Source organism: Mucilaginibacter gynuensis (assembly GCF_039541195.1).
In the GTDB taxonomy this organism is placed as follows: domain Bacteria; phylum Bacteroidota; class Bacteroidia; order Sphingobacteriales; family Sphingobacteriaceae; genus Mucilaginibacter; species Mucilaginibacter gynuensis.
Genome location: NZ_BAABFT010000014.1, coordinates 15837 through 32710, shown reverse-complemented (window position 1 = coordinate 32710; position 16874 = coordinate 15837). Strand labels below are relative to the sequence as shown.

The window sequence follows — 16874 nt, the reverse complement described above, 5'->3', positions numbered from 1 at the left end:
TTTAATTTTGACTTTAAAAGATGAAAGTAACAATAGACGGTATTCCCGTTGAAGTAGAACCGGGAACAAGTATCCTTAATGCTGCAAGGCAAATAGGGGGCGATATTGTTCCGCCTGCTATGTGCTATTACTCAAAGCTGGAAGGCAGCGGCGGTAAATGCCGTACTTGTTTGGTACAGGTAACTAAAGGATCGGATAAAGACCCACGCCCTATGCCTAAGCTGGTGGCATCATGCCGTACCGGTGTAATGGATGGTATGGAAGTGAAAAACATCACTTCGCCGGAAGTTATTGAGGCACGTAAAGGTGTGGTAGAGATGTTATTGATCAATCACCCGCTGGATTGCCCCGTGTGCGACCAGGCCGGTGAGTGCCACCTGCAAGATTTAGGTTACGAGCATGGCGCGGCTAAAACCCGTTATGAGTTTGACCGCCGTACTTTCGAAAAAATAGACATCGGCGATAAGATCCAGCTGCACATGACGCGTTGCATCCTGTGCTACCGTTGTGTTTTCACTGCCGATCAGATCACCAACACCCGTCTGCATGGTATCCTTAACCGCGGCGATCATTCAGAAATTTCAACTTACATACAAAAAGCAGTTGATAACGATTTTTCGGGTAACGTAATTGACGTTTGCCCGGTAGGCGCGTTAACTGATAAAACCTTCCGCTTTAAAAACCGTGTATGGTTTACCAAACCCGTTGATGCACACCGCGATTGCGATAAATGCTGTGGTAAAGTAACCCTTTGGTATAAAGGCGAGGATGTAATAAGGGTAACCGGCCGTAAAGATGTATATGGCGAGGTAGAAGAGTTTATTTGCAATACCTGCCGTTTTGATAAAAAGAAAACTGCCGATTGGGTAATTGAAGGTCCGCGTAACATATCGCATAAATCAGTTATCAGCTCAAATCATTATAACACATTGAAACCGCTGCCGGTGGTTAAAACCAACCCGGTATTGCTGGAGGCCAATAAAGAACAATTTGAACGCGAAACACGCTTGTAATGGAGTTAACAGATATTATAATAAAGTTCGTTTTAATCATCGTAGTATTTGCGATCAGCCTGGTAGTGGCCATGTACTCTACCTATGCCGAGCGTAAAATAGCCGCGTTTTTTCAGGATAGGGTAGGCCCTAACCGTGCCGGTCCGTTTGGTATGCTGCAACCACTGGCCGATGGTGCCAAGATGTTTTTGAAAGAAGAGATCATCCCTACAAATGCCAGCGGCTTCCTGTTCATAGTGGGGCCGTCATTAGCTATTTTAACAGCCTGTATAGGTTCGGCGGTTATTCCGTGGGGGCAAAAGCTTACCATCGGTTCAACCGTGATCGATTTACAGGTTACCGATATCAACGTGGGTATCCTGTATATCTTCGGTGTGGTATCATTAGGTGTATATGGTATTATGATAGGCGGCTGGGCATCAAACAACAAATACTCATTGTTAGGTGCTATCCGCGCGGCTTCACAAAATATCAGTTATGAAATTTCAATGGGTTTGTCAATTATTGCCCTGCTGCTGGTTACAGGTTCATTAAGCCTTGGCGAAATAGCTGCTCAACAACATGGTTTTTGGGCCGATGGTTACTTCAGCTGGAATGTATTTAAACAGCCTTTAGGTTTTTTAATATTCATCGTTTGCGCTTTCGCGGAAACCAACCGTTCACCGTTCGATTTGCCTGAGTGCGAAACAGAACTGGTAGGTGGTTACCACACCGAATATTCATCCATGAAACTGGGTTTCTACCTGTTTGCTGAGTATATCAACATGTTTATTTCATCGGCAGTAATGGCTACACTTTATTTTGGTGGCTATAACTTCCCTTTCATGGATCAAATCAGTTCGCCTAACCTGGTTACTATACTGGGCGTGGTGTTCCTGTTCGCTAAAATATTTGCTTTCATCTTCTTTTTTATGTGGGTACGCTGGACAATCCCGCGTTTCCGTTACGATCAGTTGATGGACTTAGGCTGGAAGGTTTTGATACCGCTGGCTATTGTTAACATAGTGATAACCGCTACGGCTATTACATTTTTTTAATTAATGCGGAGTTTAAATTAAATGGAATCATTAACCAATAAAAAAAAGGTGCTTGAAGTAAAGCCGCTCAACTTTTTGGAGCGTGCTTATTTGCCGGCCATTGTGCAGGGCCTTTCAATCACCATGAAGCATTTTTTTAAGAAACCCGTTACCATCCGTTACCCGGAAGAGAAGCGTGAGTTTTCTGAAAACTTCCGTGGTATGCACTCGCTTAAGCGCGACGAAGAAGGCCGCGAACGTTGTACTGCCTGCGGTTTGTGCGCTTTATCGTGCCCGGCCGAAGCCATTACCATGACGGCTGCTGAGCGCCAGAAGGGTGAAGAGAATTTATACCGTGAAGAAAAGTATGCCGCTGTATATGAGATAAATATGCTGCGTTGCATTTTTTGCGGCTTGTGCGAAGAGGCCTGCCCTAAAGAAGCTATTTATTTAGATGGCGACATTGTACCGGCAGATTACCTGCGTAAGGATTTTATTTACGGCAAGGACAAATTAGTGGAGGCTCCCTTAAATCAATAAAGAAGTTTTATACCTTTGCCCATCTCGATTTTGAGGTACAAGGGTATTTTGTAATATAAACATGAGTACATTTTACTTCATCGCATTTCTGTCCATATTTTTTTCGGTACTGGTAATAACTGCCCGTAATCCGGTGCACAGCATACTCTACCTGATATTAACTTTCTTCACTTTCACCATTCATTACATATTATTGAATGCCCAGTTTTTGGCGATCGTTAACTTCATAGTTTACATGGGCGCCATACTGGTACTGTTCCTGTACACGCTGATGCTCATGAACCTTAATAAGGACAGCGAGCCGGTAAAATCAAACATTGTAAAAATAGCCGCGGTATTTGGCGGTTGCTCTTTACTGGTAGTACTGGTGGCATCATTGAAAGTATTGGGTACATCAAACCCGGTAGTGCTGCAAAACCCCGATCTGGGCCTTGTGAAAAACCTGGGTAAGGTATTATTTAACGAATTTTTATTGCCTTTTGAAGTATCGTCGTTGTTGCTGTTATCGGCAATGGTAGGCGCGGTATTACTGGCAACTAAAGATAAACAACCAAAAACAGCCTGATGGAAAGCTTTACTAATACCATACAGTCGGTACCGCTTAATCATTACATTTTATTGAGCGCCATTATTTTTACGATAGGGGTTATAGGTGTATTGATACGCCGTAACGCTATCATTATTTTCATGTCGGTTGAGCTGATGCTTAATTCGGTTAACCTGCTGCTTACCGCGTTTTCGGTTTACCGTGGCGATGCCGCCGGGCAGGTATTCGTATTCTTTATTATGGCCCTGGCCGCTGCCGAGGTAGCAATTGGTTTGGCCATTATAGTAATGATATACCGCAATACCAACTCGATAGATATTAATGTATTGAACAGGTTGAAGTGGTAAAACCGCTTTGTCATCCTGAGCGATAGCGAAGGATCTGTAAACGATAGATGCTTCGTTCCTCAGCATGACAGGGGTGAGGAAGCAAAACAAAGAAACTAAAAAGCGCCGTTTAGCGGCGGGCATAAAATATAAACGTTAACACAACAAATGGATAAATATATCTGGCTTATTCCTTTACTACCCTTAGCCGGTTTTATTATTAACGGGCTTGGCCGTAATGCACTGCCAAAAAATGTGATCGGTTTTATTGGCAGCTTGCTGGTACTGGTTTCATTCGGACTAAGTGTTGCCGCTTTCTTCCAGATCAAAGCATCGGGCGTACCTATTAATGTAACCCTGTTTGAGTGGGTATCGGTAGGTAACTTAAAAATTCCTTTCGCGTTTCTGGTCGATCAGTTGAGCGCTATTATGCTGCTCATTATTACCGGCGTAGGTTTCCTTATCCATTTATACTCTATCGGCTACATGCACCACGATGCGGGCTTCGGTAAGTTTTTCGCTTATTTAAACCTGTTCGTTTTCTTCATGCTGCTGTTGGTGTTGGGTTCAAACTACCTTATCATGTTCATCGGCTGGGAGGGTGTAGGCTTATGCTCGTACCTGCTTATCGGCTTCTGGTTTACCAACCCAAGCTATGCCGATGCCGCTAAAAAAGCTTTCTTAATGAACCGTATCGGCGACCTTGGTTTCCTGATCGCGGTGTTCATCATATTCAACGTATTCGGCAGTATCGCTTTCGCGGATGTATTCGGTAAAGCGGCAAGCATGCCATCGGGCAATACCACATTGCTGGTAATTACCTTATTACTGTTTGTAGGCGCTACCGGTAAATCGGCACAAATACCATTGTTTACCTGGCTGCCCGACGCGATGGCCGGCCCGACCCCGGTATCGGCACTGATCCACGCGGCTACCATGGTTACTGCAGGTATCTACATGATAGCCCGCTCAAACATCCTGTTCACGCTTTCGCCGGTTACCCTTGAGGTGATCTCTATTGTAGGTTTGGCAACAGCGGTGTTCGCGGCATTGATAGCCTTAACACAAACCGATATAAAAAAGGTACTGGCTTATTCAACGGTATCGCAATTGGGTTACATGTTTTTAGGTTTGGGTGTTGGCGCTTACACAGGTGCTTTCTTCCACGTGTTAACACACGCTTTCTTCAAGGCCTTGTTATTCCTTGGTGCAGGTTCGGTTATCCACGCCATGAGCGACGAACAGGATATGCGTAAAATGGGCGGACTGAAAGGTAAATTACCAATCACGTTCACCACCATGCTTATCGGTACCATCGCTATTTCGGGTATTCCGCCTTTCGCGGGTTTCTTCTCTAAGGATGAAATATTGGCCCACACTTTTGAACACAGCACCACGCTATATGTAATAGGGGTTATTACTGCGGCATTTACATCATTCTACATGTTCCGGATGTTGTTCCTTACTTTCTTCGGTAAGTTCCGCGGTACGCATGAGCAGGAACATCATTTGCATGAGTCGCCTGCTACCATGACCATACCTTTGATCGTGTTGGCTATATTATCAGTAATAGGTGGTTTTATCGGCGTTCCCGAAGTATTGGGCGGTCACCACGAACTGGAGCATTTCCTTGCCCCGGTGTTTGAACCATCAACCAAGCTAATGGGCGAACATCATTTAACACACAGTACCGAATGGATATTGATGGCGGTATCAGTAGGCGCGGCGGTTGTGGCATTGGGTTATGCTTACCTGAAGTACATCAGCAAATCGCATGTACCGGTTAGCGATACAGAGGAGCGCCCGTTACTGGCCAACCTGTCATACAATAAATTTTATGTAGATGAATTATATAACTTGATTATCCGTAAACCGCTTGATGCCTTATCAAACTTCCTGTACAAGGTGGTTGATCTATTGGGTATCGATGGCTTGGTAAATGGCTTAGGCAAGGGCTCGATAGAGGCCAGCCGTGGCCTGCGCTTGCTGCAAACGGGTAACGTAGGTTTCTACATATTTATGATGGTGGTGGGTATAGTGGCGATATTGGTATATGGTTACACTTTAGTTAATTAAAAGCATAAGCTTTAAAATATAAAATGACGGTTAGTATTTTACTTTTTTTGCCGGTAGTTGCAGCCATAATAGTGGCCTTTATTAAAAATGGGGCAGCTAAGCATGCGGCATTGTTTTTCGCGGTTGCCGAACTGGCACTGGCCGCGGTGTTCCTGTCGCGTTTTGTGCCCGATGCTTCTACACAATTTTTAATTACCACCAGCTGGATCCCGAAACTTGGTATTTACTTTACCGCTGGTATTGATGGTATCAGTATGGTGATGGTATTGTTGACCACACTGCTGGTGCCGCTTATCATCCTTACTACTTACAAGCACGAGTATAAAAATGCCGGCGCGTTTTACGCCCTGATATTATTTATGCAGGCAGGCTTGTTAACCGTATTCACCGCGCTGGATGGCTTCCTGTTCTACGTAGGCTGGGAAGCAGCGCTGATCCCTATCTATTTTATATGCGCCCTTTGGGGAGGCGAAAACCGTATCAAGGTTAATATCAAATTCTTCATTTATACTTTTGCCGGTTCGTTGTTTATGCTGATAGGTATTATTTACCTGTACATGCACGCTCCTGCAAAAACTTATGAACTGGGCGATCTTTACAAAGCAGTGCTTGATCCACATCAGCAATCATGGGTGTTCTGGGCATTCTTTATAGCCTTTGCTATCAAAATGCCGATCTTCCCGTTCCATACCTGGCAGCCCGATACTTATACCGAAGCGCCATCGGCCGGTACCATGATGTTATCGGGTATTATGCTGAAAATGGGTATCTACGGTGTTATTCGCTGGTTGATCCCTAACGCTCCTTCAGGTTTTCTGCAATGGCAAAATCTGGCTATCGTGCTCTCTATCATCGGTGTTGTTTACGCTTCGCTGATCGCCTTTAACCAAAAAGACGGTAAACGTTTAATCGCTTACTCATCAATTGGTCACGTTGGTTTGATCGCCGCAGGTATATTCGCCTTTAACGTACAGGGTATACAGGGTGCCATGATACAAATGCTTAACCACGGTATCAACGTGGTTGGTTTATTCTTCATTTGGGATATCATCAGCAGGCGTACCAATACCCGCGACATTAGTCAGCTGGGTGGTATTGCCAAGGTAGCGCCAAACTTCGCGATAGCATTTTTAATAATTACATTGGGTACAGTGGCGCTGCCATTAACCAATGGTTTTATAGGTGAGTTCCTGTTATTGAAAAGCGTGTTCAACTATGATATATGGTTATCGGCCATTGCCGGTTTAACCATCATATTTGGCGCGGTATACATGCTGCGCATGTACAAAAATACCATGCAGGGTGAAGCCAATGCTTTAACAGCGGTATTTGCCGACATCAGCGGATCAGAGAAACTGGTACTGGGTATTATTTGCGCGCTCATCATTATTATCGGTGTGTATCCGCAGCCTATCCTGCATATATCAGAAGCGGCTGTAACCAACCTGGTAAGAGAGGTTGAAGAGAAATTGGTTAACGTTGCCGGAAAAGGTTACTAAACCTATATACCGCCCTTACACGGCGGCTAAGTTTTGAGTTATATTGAATAAAGTATTTATATAAATAGAATGACCACTTTAATAATATTATCATTATTACCTATACTGCTTTTATACCTGGGCTTATATAAGGCCAATAAGGCTTTGTTGCCTGTAACGGTAGTAGGGTTAGCGGTTGCATTAGGTTTTGCCGTAAAAGAATGGAACAGCGGTGCTTCGCCGATATTTCATGATATGATGCTGTTCGATAATTTTTCTATCGCGTTCGCGGGCATCACAATTGTTTCAACCATACTGATACTGTTATTATCAAAAGGCTATTTCGAAAAGATCAGCAGCAATGTGGCCGAGTATTACGCCATTATATTGTTCGCGCTGGCAGGTATCATTGTCATGGTATCATATTATAACCTTACCATGCTGTTCATCGGTATCGAGATCATGTCGGTAAGTTTATACATTTTGGCAGGTATCAAAAAGCAAGATTTCGCCTCGAACGAAGCGGCTTTAAAATACTTCCTGATGGGTGCTTTTTCAACAGGTTTCCTGTTGTTCGGTATCACATTGATCTACGGTTCATCAGGCACTTTCAGTTTAGAAGGTATCCGCGATTGGGTATTGGCTAATCCACGTAATATCGATCCGTTATTTTACACAGGCGTACTGCTGGTTATTGTTGGTTTATGCTTTAAAGTAGGCGCGGCCCCGTTCCATTTCTGGACGCCCGATGTTTACGAAGGTTCACCAACGTTGATCACCGCTTTCATGTCTACCGTTGTTAAAACTGCCGGTTTCGCTGCTTTCCTGCGTTTGTTTTCGGTAAGCTTCGCGCCACTGTCTGATTTTTGGGCGCCGGTATTGTTGGTCATCACCATGATCACGCTGTTCATCGGTAACATTACCGCCCTTTATCAGCAAAGCTTTAAAAGGATGCTGGCTTTCTCCAGTATCTCACACGCGGGTTACCTGCTGTTCGCCATAGTTGCATTGGGTGCAAGTTCTGCAAGTTCGGTATTTATGTATGCTTCGGCTTATTCTATAGCTTCTATCATCGCCTTTGGCGCGTTACTATTGGTGCAGCAGCAAAGCGGCAGCGATAGTTTTGAAAGCTTTAACGGGCTGGCTTCAAAAAATCCATTCCTGGCATTTACATTAACTATCGCCATGCTATCATTAGCCGGTATACCCCTTACCGCAGGCTTTATAGGCAAGTTCTTTATGTTTACAGGCGCGTTGGCTAAATACCAGTTATGGCTGGTTATTGTAGCTGTGGTTAACGCCATCATCAGCATTTTCTACTATTTCAGGGTTATTATTGCTATGTACTTCCGCAGTGCCGAGCGTACCGAGCTTTCGGTATCGCCTTACTTTGTGTTTGTACTGGGAGTATCTGCCTTAGCCACAATAGTTATAGGTGTTTACCCCGACTTTATATCGAAGCTAATTTAATAGCCGATAACTTAATTATTAATTCACATAAATATTTGTAGTTTTACGGATATAGTGAATGGAAAATATTTGGGACTACCTGCATAACTTAACCGATGCCCAGACTATCATCGGCCTGGGGTTTTACGTTTTGCTTATTGTAGTATTTGCTGAAACAGGAATTTTTTTCGGTTTTTTCTTACCCGGTGATTACCTGTTGTTTATGGCGGGTTTATTTTGCGCAGCTGATAAACTTACCGTATCTATCTATACCCTTATAGCATCGCTCATTGGGGCCGGTATTTTGGGCAACTTTGCGGGCTATTGGTTTGGTTACCGAACGGGGCCCGTATTATTTAAAAAGAATGATTCATGGTTCTTTAAAAAGCGATATGTAGTACTTGCCGAAGAATTTTACGCTAAATATGGCGGAATGGCGCTTGTTTTAGGCAGATTTTTCCCGATAATTAGAACTTTTGCCCCTATCTTTGCAGGTGTAGTTAAGGTTGACATTAAAAAATTCACCCTGTACAATATAATTGGCAGTTTTACCTGGGTAAACACCCTTACTTTAGCCGGATATTTCTTAGGTAAAAGCTATCCGCAATTGAAAAACTATCTGGAGTACATTGTTATAGCATTTTTGCTGGTAACATCAGTGCCCCTGATAATTGCATTTTTAAGAAAGAAACTTATTAACCCAAAAAGTGTTAATGAGAGCGAAACAAAACAATAACATACAAAATATTATAATTAATGAGTACACAACACCCTTGGCACCAAGTTTCACCGGGTATCAATATACCTGACGTAGTTAACGCTATCATCGAGATTCCTAAAGGCTCGAAAGCAAAATATGAGATTGATAAAGATTCAGGCTTGTTGAAGTTAGATCGTGTACTTTTTTCATCAGTAATGTACCCGGCTAATTATGGCTTTATTCCGCAAACTTATTGCGATGATAAAGATCCGCTGGATATTCTGGTACTTTGCTCGGTTGACGTTTTCCCGATGTCGATCATCGAAGCTAAAGTAATTGGTGTAATGCACATGGTTGATAACGGCGAGCAGGATGATAAGATCATCGCGGTAGCTAAAAACGACATGTCGGTAAATTATATCAGCGATATCAGCGAATTGCCTCCGCACACTATGAAAGAAATTGAGCGTTTCTTTAAAGATTACAAAACACTTGAAGGCAAAAACGTAACTATTGAGCATTGGCTTGGTACGCGTTACGCGCATAAAGTAATTGCCGAGAGCCTGGAATTATACCAGTCTACTTTTCCCGTTTACCAATAATTAATACATGGACCCCGGACTCGATTTAGAAATAAGCGGTTTTAAAATTTTCTTTACCTTTTTCCTGGTATTGCTTAACGGATTTTTCGTGGCAGCCGAGTTTGCCATGGTTAGGGTAAGGGGTTCGCAAATAGAAATTAAGGCCAAGGCAGGCAGCCCAACCGCTAAAATAGCGCGTGGCATTATGCACAACCTTGATGGGTATCTTGCAGCAACACAGTTAGGTATTACATTAGCATCACTGGGTTTAGGTTGGGCCGGCGAATCGGTTATGACGGCCGTAATGCTAAATCTGTTCTCCTTATTTGGTGTTACCATTACCTCATCGTGGGTGTTAACATCAAGCCACATCGCGGCATTTGCCACCATCACCATATTGCATATCGTATTTGGCGAGCTTGCTCCTAAATCATTAGCTATACAAAAATCAGTACGTACGGTAATGTCAATAGCATTACCGCTACGTTTCTTTTACATTGTATGCCGCCCGTTTATATGGACGCTTAACGGTTTCGCCAATTTTATACTCAAGCTTTTCGGCATAGTAACTGTTCATGGCGAATCGCACCACAGTTCTGAAGAGTTGCAATACCTGCTTGAACAAGGCAAGGAAAGCGGCGCGCTCGACTCTAACGAGCACGAACTGATCCAGAACGTGTTTGAGTTTAACGAGCGTGTGGTTAAAAATATCATGGTGCCCCGTACCAAAATATCGGGTATTGATATTGATACCGAAAAAGACGAACTGATAGCCATACTGATTGAAGAAGGCTATTCGCGCATGCCGGTTTACGAAGAGGTGATAGATAAGATTGTGGGTATTGTGCACGCGAAAGATATTTTACCGCTTATTGCCCGCGGCGAAGAGATCGTACTGAAAGACATTATCCGTAAGCCATACTTTATCCCTGAAACCAAAAAGATCAATGATCTGATGGCCGAATTGCAGCAAAAGCGCATACAGATAGCCATTGTATTGGACGAATTTGGAGGTACTGCCGGTATGGTTACCCTTGAAGATATTGTGGAAGAATTGGTTGGTGAGATACAGGATGAGTACGACGAGGAGAAACCAATTGTAGAGGAAGTGAACGACCGTGAGTTTATAGTGAATGCCCTGGCACCTATATACGACGTGAACGAGCACCTGCCGCATGATCTTCCCGAGGATGGCGACTTTGATACTGTATCGGGCTGGTTAGGTCATATCTTTGGTAAGATACCTGATGTGGGCGAGCAAAAAGAAGCCAATGGTTACAATATCACCGTATTAAAAAAATCAGACCAGAACATTGAGGCTGTAAAGCTTGAACTGTTGCTGAACGATGAGGATACGGTAGACCTGCATTAATACTATGCACCTGTTCTATACACCGGATATTGCCCCCAATGCGCCTCATTACTTTTTAAGCGAAGAGGAAAGCAAACACTGCGTTAGGGTACTTCGCCTCAATGTTGGCGACGAGGTGCAGTTGATCGATGGAAGGGGAGGTCTCTACATTGCCCGTATTAAAGACGCGCACCCGAAACGCACCATACTCGATATTATATCGGTAACTACAGAATATAATAAGCGCAACCACTACCTGCATGTAGCGGTTGCGCCTACTAAAAATATTGAACGTTTGGAGTGGTTTTTAGAAAAAGCCACCGAAGTGGGGATTGATGAGATCTCGCTCATCATCTGCCAGCGATCTGAACGTAAAGAGGCCAAGGTTGACAGGCTTAACCGCATTATTACCGCAGCCATAAAGCAATCTTTAAAAGCGTATCACCCGGTTTTAAATGAGCCGGTGACATTCAATAAGTTTTTAGCCCAGCCTTTTAACGGACAAAAATTTATAGCCCACTGCGAACCCGGCGAAAAGGCAGGCTTGAAAAGCATCCTGCAACCCCAACAAAATTACTTAGTATTGATAGGCCCCGAAGGCGATTTTAGTCCGGAGGAAATTGGCAATGCTTTGAATAATGATTTTAAAGCCATAACTTTAGGTGAAAGCCGTTTGCGTACCGAAACTGCCGCTTTAGAGGCTTGTTTCGAGGTGAACTTTTTGAACCGGTTATGAAGAAATGCCTCTGCATCAATCTTACTGTAATAATTATACTGCTGTTTAGCAGCAGCTTTAACGCGCCATCATACAAAATCGGTCGCCTCAAATACAATGGCGGCGGTGATTGGTATGGCGATCGTACCGCGCTCACCAACCTCATTAAGTTTTGCAACGAAAACCTCAAGACCAATTTTGAAACCGACGAAGAAATTGTAGAAGCAGGCAGCGCGCAAATATTTAACTATCCCTTTATTTTCATGACCGGCCATGGTAATGTGATCTTCTCGGCCCAGGAAGCCCGTAACCTGCGTAAATATTTAACAGGCGGTGGTTTTTTGCATATCGACGATAATTACGGCTTGGATAAGTTTATCCGCCCGCAAATGAAACAGGTATTCCCAGAACTTGAATTTGTGGAGCTGCCGTTGAATCACCCTGTTTATCACCAAAAATACGCCTTTCCGAATGGTTTGCCCAAAGTACACGAGCACGATGGCAAACGCGCGCAAGGCTTCGGCCTCATCTATAAGGGCAGGTTGGTATGCTATTACTCTTATGAGAGCGATTTGGGCAACGGTTGGGAAGATTTGGGCACATACCCCGGCGATGCGCAGGAAACCCGCCTGAAGGCTTTAAAAATGGGCGCTAACCTTATTCAATACAGCTTTACACAATAAACTTATGTATAAGGTAAAGTTAAACGATAAATACACGCACACCGTAGAACGTTCGGCCGAAAGCTTGCTGATCGGTGGCAGTGCCGTAAATGCCGATATAAAGCAGATCAATGCTAATGCCTATCACATTATAAAAGATAACGCTTCCTACAATGTAGAGGTGATCAGCTTTGATGTAGTAGCCAAAACAGCCGAAATAAAGGTGAACAACAACACTTATCACATTACCGCTAAAGATCAGTTCGACTTGTTATTAGAACAGCTTGGCCTAAGCGATTTGAACAGCGTAAAGGTGAGCGAAATAAAAGCCCCTATGCCGGGCCTGGTATTAAAAGTATTTGTAACCGAAGGCGACGAAGTAAAAAAGGGCGATAATCTTTTTGTACTGGAAGCCATGAAAATGGAGAACATCATTAAATCCCCGGCTGATGTAACGGTACGGTCTATTAAACTGAAACCGGGCGATAAGGTAGAAAAGGGACAGATATTAATATTGTTTTAAAGACGTAGAGGGTGTTAATAATCATTCCCGTTGTCATCTCGACCGTAGGGAGAGATCTTCTTCGCCATGAAAGTCTACTGTTTGCCCATTAAACTCTATTTATAACCAACACTGTCATCTTGAACATAGTGAAAGATCTTCTTCATCGTGAAAGTCGTCCGCCAATAAGTCGAAGAAGATTTTTCGCTATCGCTCAAGAGATAGTTTCTCCTCGTACCTCTTTCGAAATGACAATAAAAGGCTATAAAAAGAAGAATCCCGTTACGGTTAGCCGTAACGGGATTCTTCTTTTGTAAACTATGAAGTAGTTTTTATCTTGATTTGTAAGCCTTGGCTTTTTTAACTTTCAGGTGTGGCTTGCCTTGCGGATAAATTTCCGGGGCACCTACCAGTGTCATGGCGCAACGGAAACCAACTTCGGCGCTGGCTTCGTCCTGGTTCATGAAACGGCGGGTTGATGGGTTTAACCAATAAGCCATATCGTTCCATGAGCCACCTTTGTATACTTTAGAGTGGTTGTTAACCAAAGTAGTAGTACCGTAAAGATCGTTATTTACCGAGTCGGCATAATCTCTTAGGTCGGCTTTGTAAGCTTTGCCCGCAACAGGGTTAGCAGGTATGTTGGCAACCGCGTTGGCACTATCGGCAGGTGTGCCTTTAGGATTAGTTTCAATGCTGTTGTTTTGTCCGCCTTGTTGTGCAGCAATAAACTCGCTGTATTTCAGTTTATGGCCTGATTTTGCAGCATCCTTAATAGGGCGGCCAAATTTATCCTTAGCATATAAACCTTTTGACGGATCGGCCAGTCTTTTATTGGTAAACTCGTTACCACGGAAAGGGTTAAAATCGTCAACGTCTTCAAAAGATGTTTGTCTGTAAGTATCACCAACCCATTCGTTAACGTTACCGGCCATGTTATACAAGCCGAAATCGTTTGGCTGATATGAACGTACAGGCGCAGTAATATCGGCCTTATCATTCAGGTAACCGCCAACACCGGCATTATCACCGCTGCTGCGTTTAAAGTTGGCCAGCATCAAACCACGTGTAGCTCTTTTAGGTGAACGTACGCCCATGCCATTCCACGGGTAAACTTTACCATCGTTAATGTTTTCAAATTCGGTATTACCGGCAAGCGCCAACGCGGCGTATTCCCACTCGGCTTCTGATGGTAAACGGTAGCCTTGTTTCAATATACCATCTTCCATACGTACCGGCCTTACGGCTTTAGCGCCTTTGTTGGTAGCGTTAGGGTTAAGATCGGGCATCATTTTTTTACCATCAATACCCTGACCGCGATATTGGCCATTTAAGTAAATATCAGTGTTGAAAGGCTCCTTGGTAGCACCGCCTTTTTGGTTGGCGTTATCTTTCCAGGCCAGCAGGTTACCACGCTGACGAAGGATGTTCTCATTGGTACGGTCGGTACGCCAAACGCAATAGTCCTGCGCCTGCTCCCAGGTAACACCCACTACAGGATAATCCTGAAATGCCGGGTGACGAAGATAATTATCTACATAAGGCTCGTTATATGATAACGGCCTGCGCCATACCAAGGTATCGGGAGTTGCATTGTAATACAATTCGCGGTCATCAGTAAAGGTGATGTTTATCCAGTGAAGATAATCTAACCAATCCTGGTTTGATACCTCTGTTTCGTCCATGTAAAATGAGGGCACAGTTACGCGGCGGCGCACATTGTTGTACTCGTAAGCAACATCCTGACCGGCGCTGCCTCCTAATACAAACGTACCGCCTTCAATTGGCACTAGACCCGGGCCCGGTGAAGGGTGGGTTTGCCTGAAGCGCTGATAACCCCCGTTGGTACGGTCGTTATACGTTATGCCCGTTTTTTGCGACTGTTGTTTCTGCGAACAACTGCTCATCATCACTCCTGCTGCCAACAGCACTAAAGCAGTTTTAGTAAAAAGTATTTTCATATTTTTACATTGTATATGTTTGAGGGTAAATGTAGTACTTTTTGTTAAAAAAGCACACAACATATTACCCATATACAACCCTATTTGTTTTCCTATAGATTTAAACGTAATTAATAAGCATTCAGTTACAACAAATTTAATTGATTTAACGTAATGACAACCATATACGGCTTTGATGGCGGTAATATATTTTTATATTTGAATCAATAAACCCAACAGCAGGCTAATGAACCTTTTTACTTCCCGTTTATTTGTTATAAGTACTTTGTTATTGCCGGCTGCTGTGTTTGCACAGAATACGCCCAGTGTTACAGGTGGTACCAGTGCAGGAGCTATACGAACCGAGGTGCCCTTTTTAACCATCTCGCCCGATTCACGCTCAGGCGCTATGGGTGATGCAGGGGTGGCTATTTCGCCTGATGTAAATGCTACCTACTGGAATCCATCCAAACTGGCTTTTTTAGAAAGTGACGATGCTGTTTCGTTATCATACAGCCCGTGGTTGCGTAAACTGATCCCCGATGTTAGCCTGGCTTATTTAAGTTATGCCCATAAATTGGACGAGCGGAATACTTTAGGGCTATCGTTACGTTATTTTAATTTAGGTTCTATTTTGTTGAGCGATGACGGAGCCAACGATCTGGGTTCATATACCCCGAACGAGTTTTCCATCGACGGTACGTTCGCCCGTAAGTTCGGCGAAAACCTGTCATTGGGTTTAACTTTGCGTTATATCCACTCCAACCTGTCGAATATTTCGTACAGCGCGGGTTCATCACAAAGCGGACGTGCCGGTAACGCGGTAGCTACCGATGTATCGGTATATTACCGTAACCCAACCCAACAATTTGGTAAGGATGCCTTGTTTGCCTTTGGCGCTAATATTTCAAACATCGGTACCAAAATTGGGTACAGCGAAAACGGGCCGAAATACTTTTTACCGACCAATTTAAAGATAGGGGCAGCCAATACTTTTTATATTGATGCCACCAACCAGCTTACCATAGCGCTCGACCTGAATAAGCTTTTAGTGCCAACCACCCGCATAGCCAGCGATGGCACTATTGATAACGGTGAAGGTATTTCCGTACCCGAAGGGATCTTCCGCTCATTTTCGGATGCGCCGGGCGGTATCAGTGAAGAATTTAAGGAGATCACCTATTCGCCGGGTTTAGAGTACTGGTACGATCAGAAGTTCGCTTTAAGGGCAGGCTACTTTTTTGAATCGCCATCAAAAGGCGACCGTCACTTTTTAACCCTCGGCTTAGGGGTGAAATATGATGTGTTTAAGTTCGATTTCTCTTATTTAGCCGCCAGTCAGCAAAATAGTCCGCTGGCAAATACGCTGCGTTTTACACTTTCTGCTAACTTTGGCAGCAAAAAATAAACGTGGGAAAAATAAGAGTAGGTTTTGGTTTTGATGTACACCAGTTAAAAGAACAACACCCTTTTGTATTAGGCGGCGTAAAGCTGGAGCACCATGCAGGTGCCTTTGGCCATTCAGATGCCGATGTAATGTTGCATGCCATTTGCGATGCGTTGCTTGGCGCGGCTAACCTGCGCGATATCGGCTTCCATTTTTCAAATACCGACGATAGGTGGAAAGGTATCAGCAGCCTTATATTGCTACAGCACGTAGTGAAATTATTAGCTGATAAAGGTTGGGCGATAGGTAATATAGATGCCATGATATGCCTCGAAGCCCCCAAAATAAACCCGCACATCCCTGCCATGAAGGCAAACATTGCCCAAGCCGCAGGTATCGATGAGGATGATATCTCCATAAAAGCCACCACCAACGAAAAATTAGGTTTTATAGGTAGGGAGGAGGGCGTAGTTGCCTATGCGGTGTGTTTGATTGAGAAAGCTTGATTTAGTATCAAGTAGTTAGTGTCAGGTATCAAGACTTTTTATTGCGGGTGTCTATCTATGGCGAGTACCCAAACCTCGATCCCGA

17 protein-coding genes are annotated in these 16874 nt (G+C 43.8%); 16 read left to right on the top strand and 1 reads right to left on the bottom strand.

The window, feature by feature from the left end:
- Positions 1 to 20 precede the first annotated feature (20 nt).
- From ABD894_RS21150 to ABD894_RS21085, 14 genes are all read left to right on the top strand, one after another.
- A complete protein-coding gene (locus tag ABD894_RS21150) occupies positions 21 to 1013 on the top strand; it encodes an NADH-quinone oxidoreductase subunit G (protein ID WP_345213072.1) in 993 nt (330 codons plus the stop codon).
- Positions 1013 to 2050, top strand: a complete 1038-nt coding sequence (gene nuoH / locus ABD894_RS21145; protein ID WP_345213071.1) for an NADH-quinone oxidoreductase subunit NuoH — start codon at positions 1013 to 1015, stop codon at positions 2048 to 2050. The genes ABD894_RS21150 and nuoH overlap by 1 nt, the downstream gene beginning before the upstream one ends.
- A gap of 21 nt (positions 2051 to 2071) precedes the next feature.
- Complete coding sequence (locus tag ABD894_RS21140) at positions 2072 to 2569, top strand: NuoI/complex I 23 kDa subunit family protein (RefSeq protein WP_345213070.1); 498 nt, start codon at positions 2072 to 2074, stop codon at positions 2567 to 2569.
- 61 nt (positions 2570 to 2630) lie between these two features.
- A complete protein-coding gene (locus ABD894_RS21135) occupies positions 2631 to 3134 on the top strand; it encodes an NADH-quinone oxidoreductase subunit J family protein (protein WP_345213069.1) in 504 nt (167 codons plus the stop codon).
- Entirely contained in the window at positions 3134 to 3463 is a 330-nt protein-coding gene (nuoK, locus tag ABD894_RS21130; protein WP_345213068.1) for an NADH-quinone oxidoreductase subunit NuoK, read from the top strand. The genes ABD894_RS21135 and nuoK overlap by 1 nt, the downstream gene beginning before the upstream one ends.
- A 147-nt stretch (positions 3464 to 3610) precedes the next feature.
- Positions 3611 to 5518 (top strand): NADH-quinone oxidoreductase subunit L, encoded by a 1908-nt coding sequence (gene nuoL / locus ABD894_RS21125; protein ID WP_345213067.1) that lies wholly within the window; start codon positions 3611 to 3613, stop codon positions 5516 to 5518.
- Between the two features lie 23 nt (positions 5519 to 5541).
- Positions 5542 to 7017: a complex I subunit 4 family protein gene (locus ABD894_RS21120; RefSeq protein WP_345213066.1), complete on the top strand. Its 1476-nt coding sequence runs from the start codon at positions 5542 to 5544 to the stop codon at positions 7015 to 7017.
- A gap of 69 nt (positions 7018 to 7086) precedes the next feature.
- Positions 7087 to 8466 carry an NADH-quinone oxidoreductase subunit N gene (locus ABD894_RS21115; protein ID WP_345213065.1) on the top strand — a complete coding sequence of 460 codons (1380 nt, stop codon included), beginning with the start codon at positions 7087 to 7089 and terminating at the stop codon, positions 8464 to 8466.
- A gap of 58 nt (positions 8467 to 8524) precedes the next feature.
- On the top strand, positions 8525 to 9181 hold the full coding sequence (locus ABD894_RS21110) for a DedA family protein (RefSeq protein ID WP_345213064.1): 657 nt from the start codon (positions 8525 to 8527) through the stop codon (positions 9179 to 9181).
- A gap of 20 nt (positions 9182 to 9201) precedes the next feature.
- On the top strand, positions 9202 to 9747 hold the full coding sequence (locus tag ABD894_RS21105) for an inorganic diphosphatase (RefSeq protein ID WP_345213063.1): 546 nt from the start codon (positions 9202 to 9204) through the stop codon (positions 9745 to 9747).
- A 7-nt stretch (positions 9748 to 9754) separates the two neighbouring features.
- Positions 9755 to 11098 carry a hemolysin family protein gene (locus tag ABD894_RS21100; protein WP_345213062.1) on the top strand — a complete coding sequence of 448 codons (1344 nt, stop codon included), beginning with the start codon at positions 9755 to 9757 and terminating at the stop codon, positions 11096 to 11098.
- A gap of 4 nt (positions 11099 to 11102) precedes the next feature.
- Positions 11103 to 11813, top strand: a complete 711-nt coding sequence (locus ABD894_RS21095; protein ID WP_345213061.1) for a 16S rRNA (uracil(1498)-N(3))-methyltransferase — start codon at positions 11103 to 11105, stop codon at positions 11811 to 11813.
- Positions 11810 to 12475, top strand: a complete 666-nt coding sequence (locus ABD894_RS21090; protein WP_345213060.1) for a DUF4159 domain-containing protein — start codon at positions 11810 to 11812, stop codon at positions 12473 to 12475. The genes ABD894_RS21095 and ABD894_RS21090 overlap by 4 nt, the downstream gene beginning before the upstream one ends.
- A 4-nt stretch (positions 12476 to 12479) precedes the next feature.
- Complete coding sequence (locus ABD894_RS21085; protein WP_345213059.1) at positions 12480 to 12977, top strand: acyl-CoA carboxylase biotin carboxyl carrier protein subunit; 498 nt, start codon at positions 12480 to 12482, stop codon at positions 12975 to 12977.
- Positions 12978 to 13288: 311 nt separating this feature from the next.
- Here the strand turns inward: ABD894_RS21085 and ABD894_RS21080 are convergent, their stop codons facing one another.
- Positions 13289 to 14917: an SUMF1/EgtB/PvdO family nonheme iron enzyme gene (locus ABD894_RS21080; RefSeq protein WP_345213058.1), complete on the bottom strand. Its 1629-nt coding sequence runs from the start codon at positions 14915 to 14917 to the stop codon at positions 13289 to 13291.
- Positions 14918 to 15143: 226 nt separating this feature from the next.
- On the opposite strand from ABD894_RS21080, the gene porV reads away from it, so the two are divergent.
- Together porV and ispF are read left to right on the top strand one after the other, a co-directional pair.
- Positions 15144 to 16304, top strand: coding sequence for a type IX secretion system outer membrane channel protein PorV (gene porV, locus ABD894_RS21075; RefSeq protein WP_345213057.1), 1161 nt, complete (start codon positions 15144 to 15146; stop codon positions 16302 to 16304).
- A 2-nt stretch (positions 16305 to 16306) separates the two neighbouring features.
- Complete coding sequence (gene ispF, locus ABD894_RS21070) at positions 16307 to 16789, top strand: 2-C-methyl-D-erythritol 2,4-cyclodiphosphate synthase (protein WP_345213056.1); 483 nt, start codon at positions 16307 to 16309, stop codon at positions 16787 to 16789.
- The last annotated feature ends 85 nt before the right edge of the window (positions 16790 to 16874 follow it).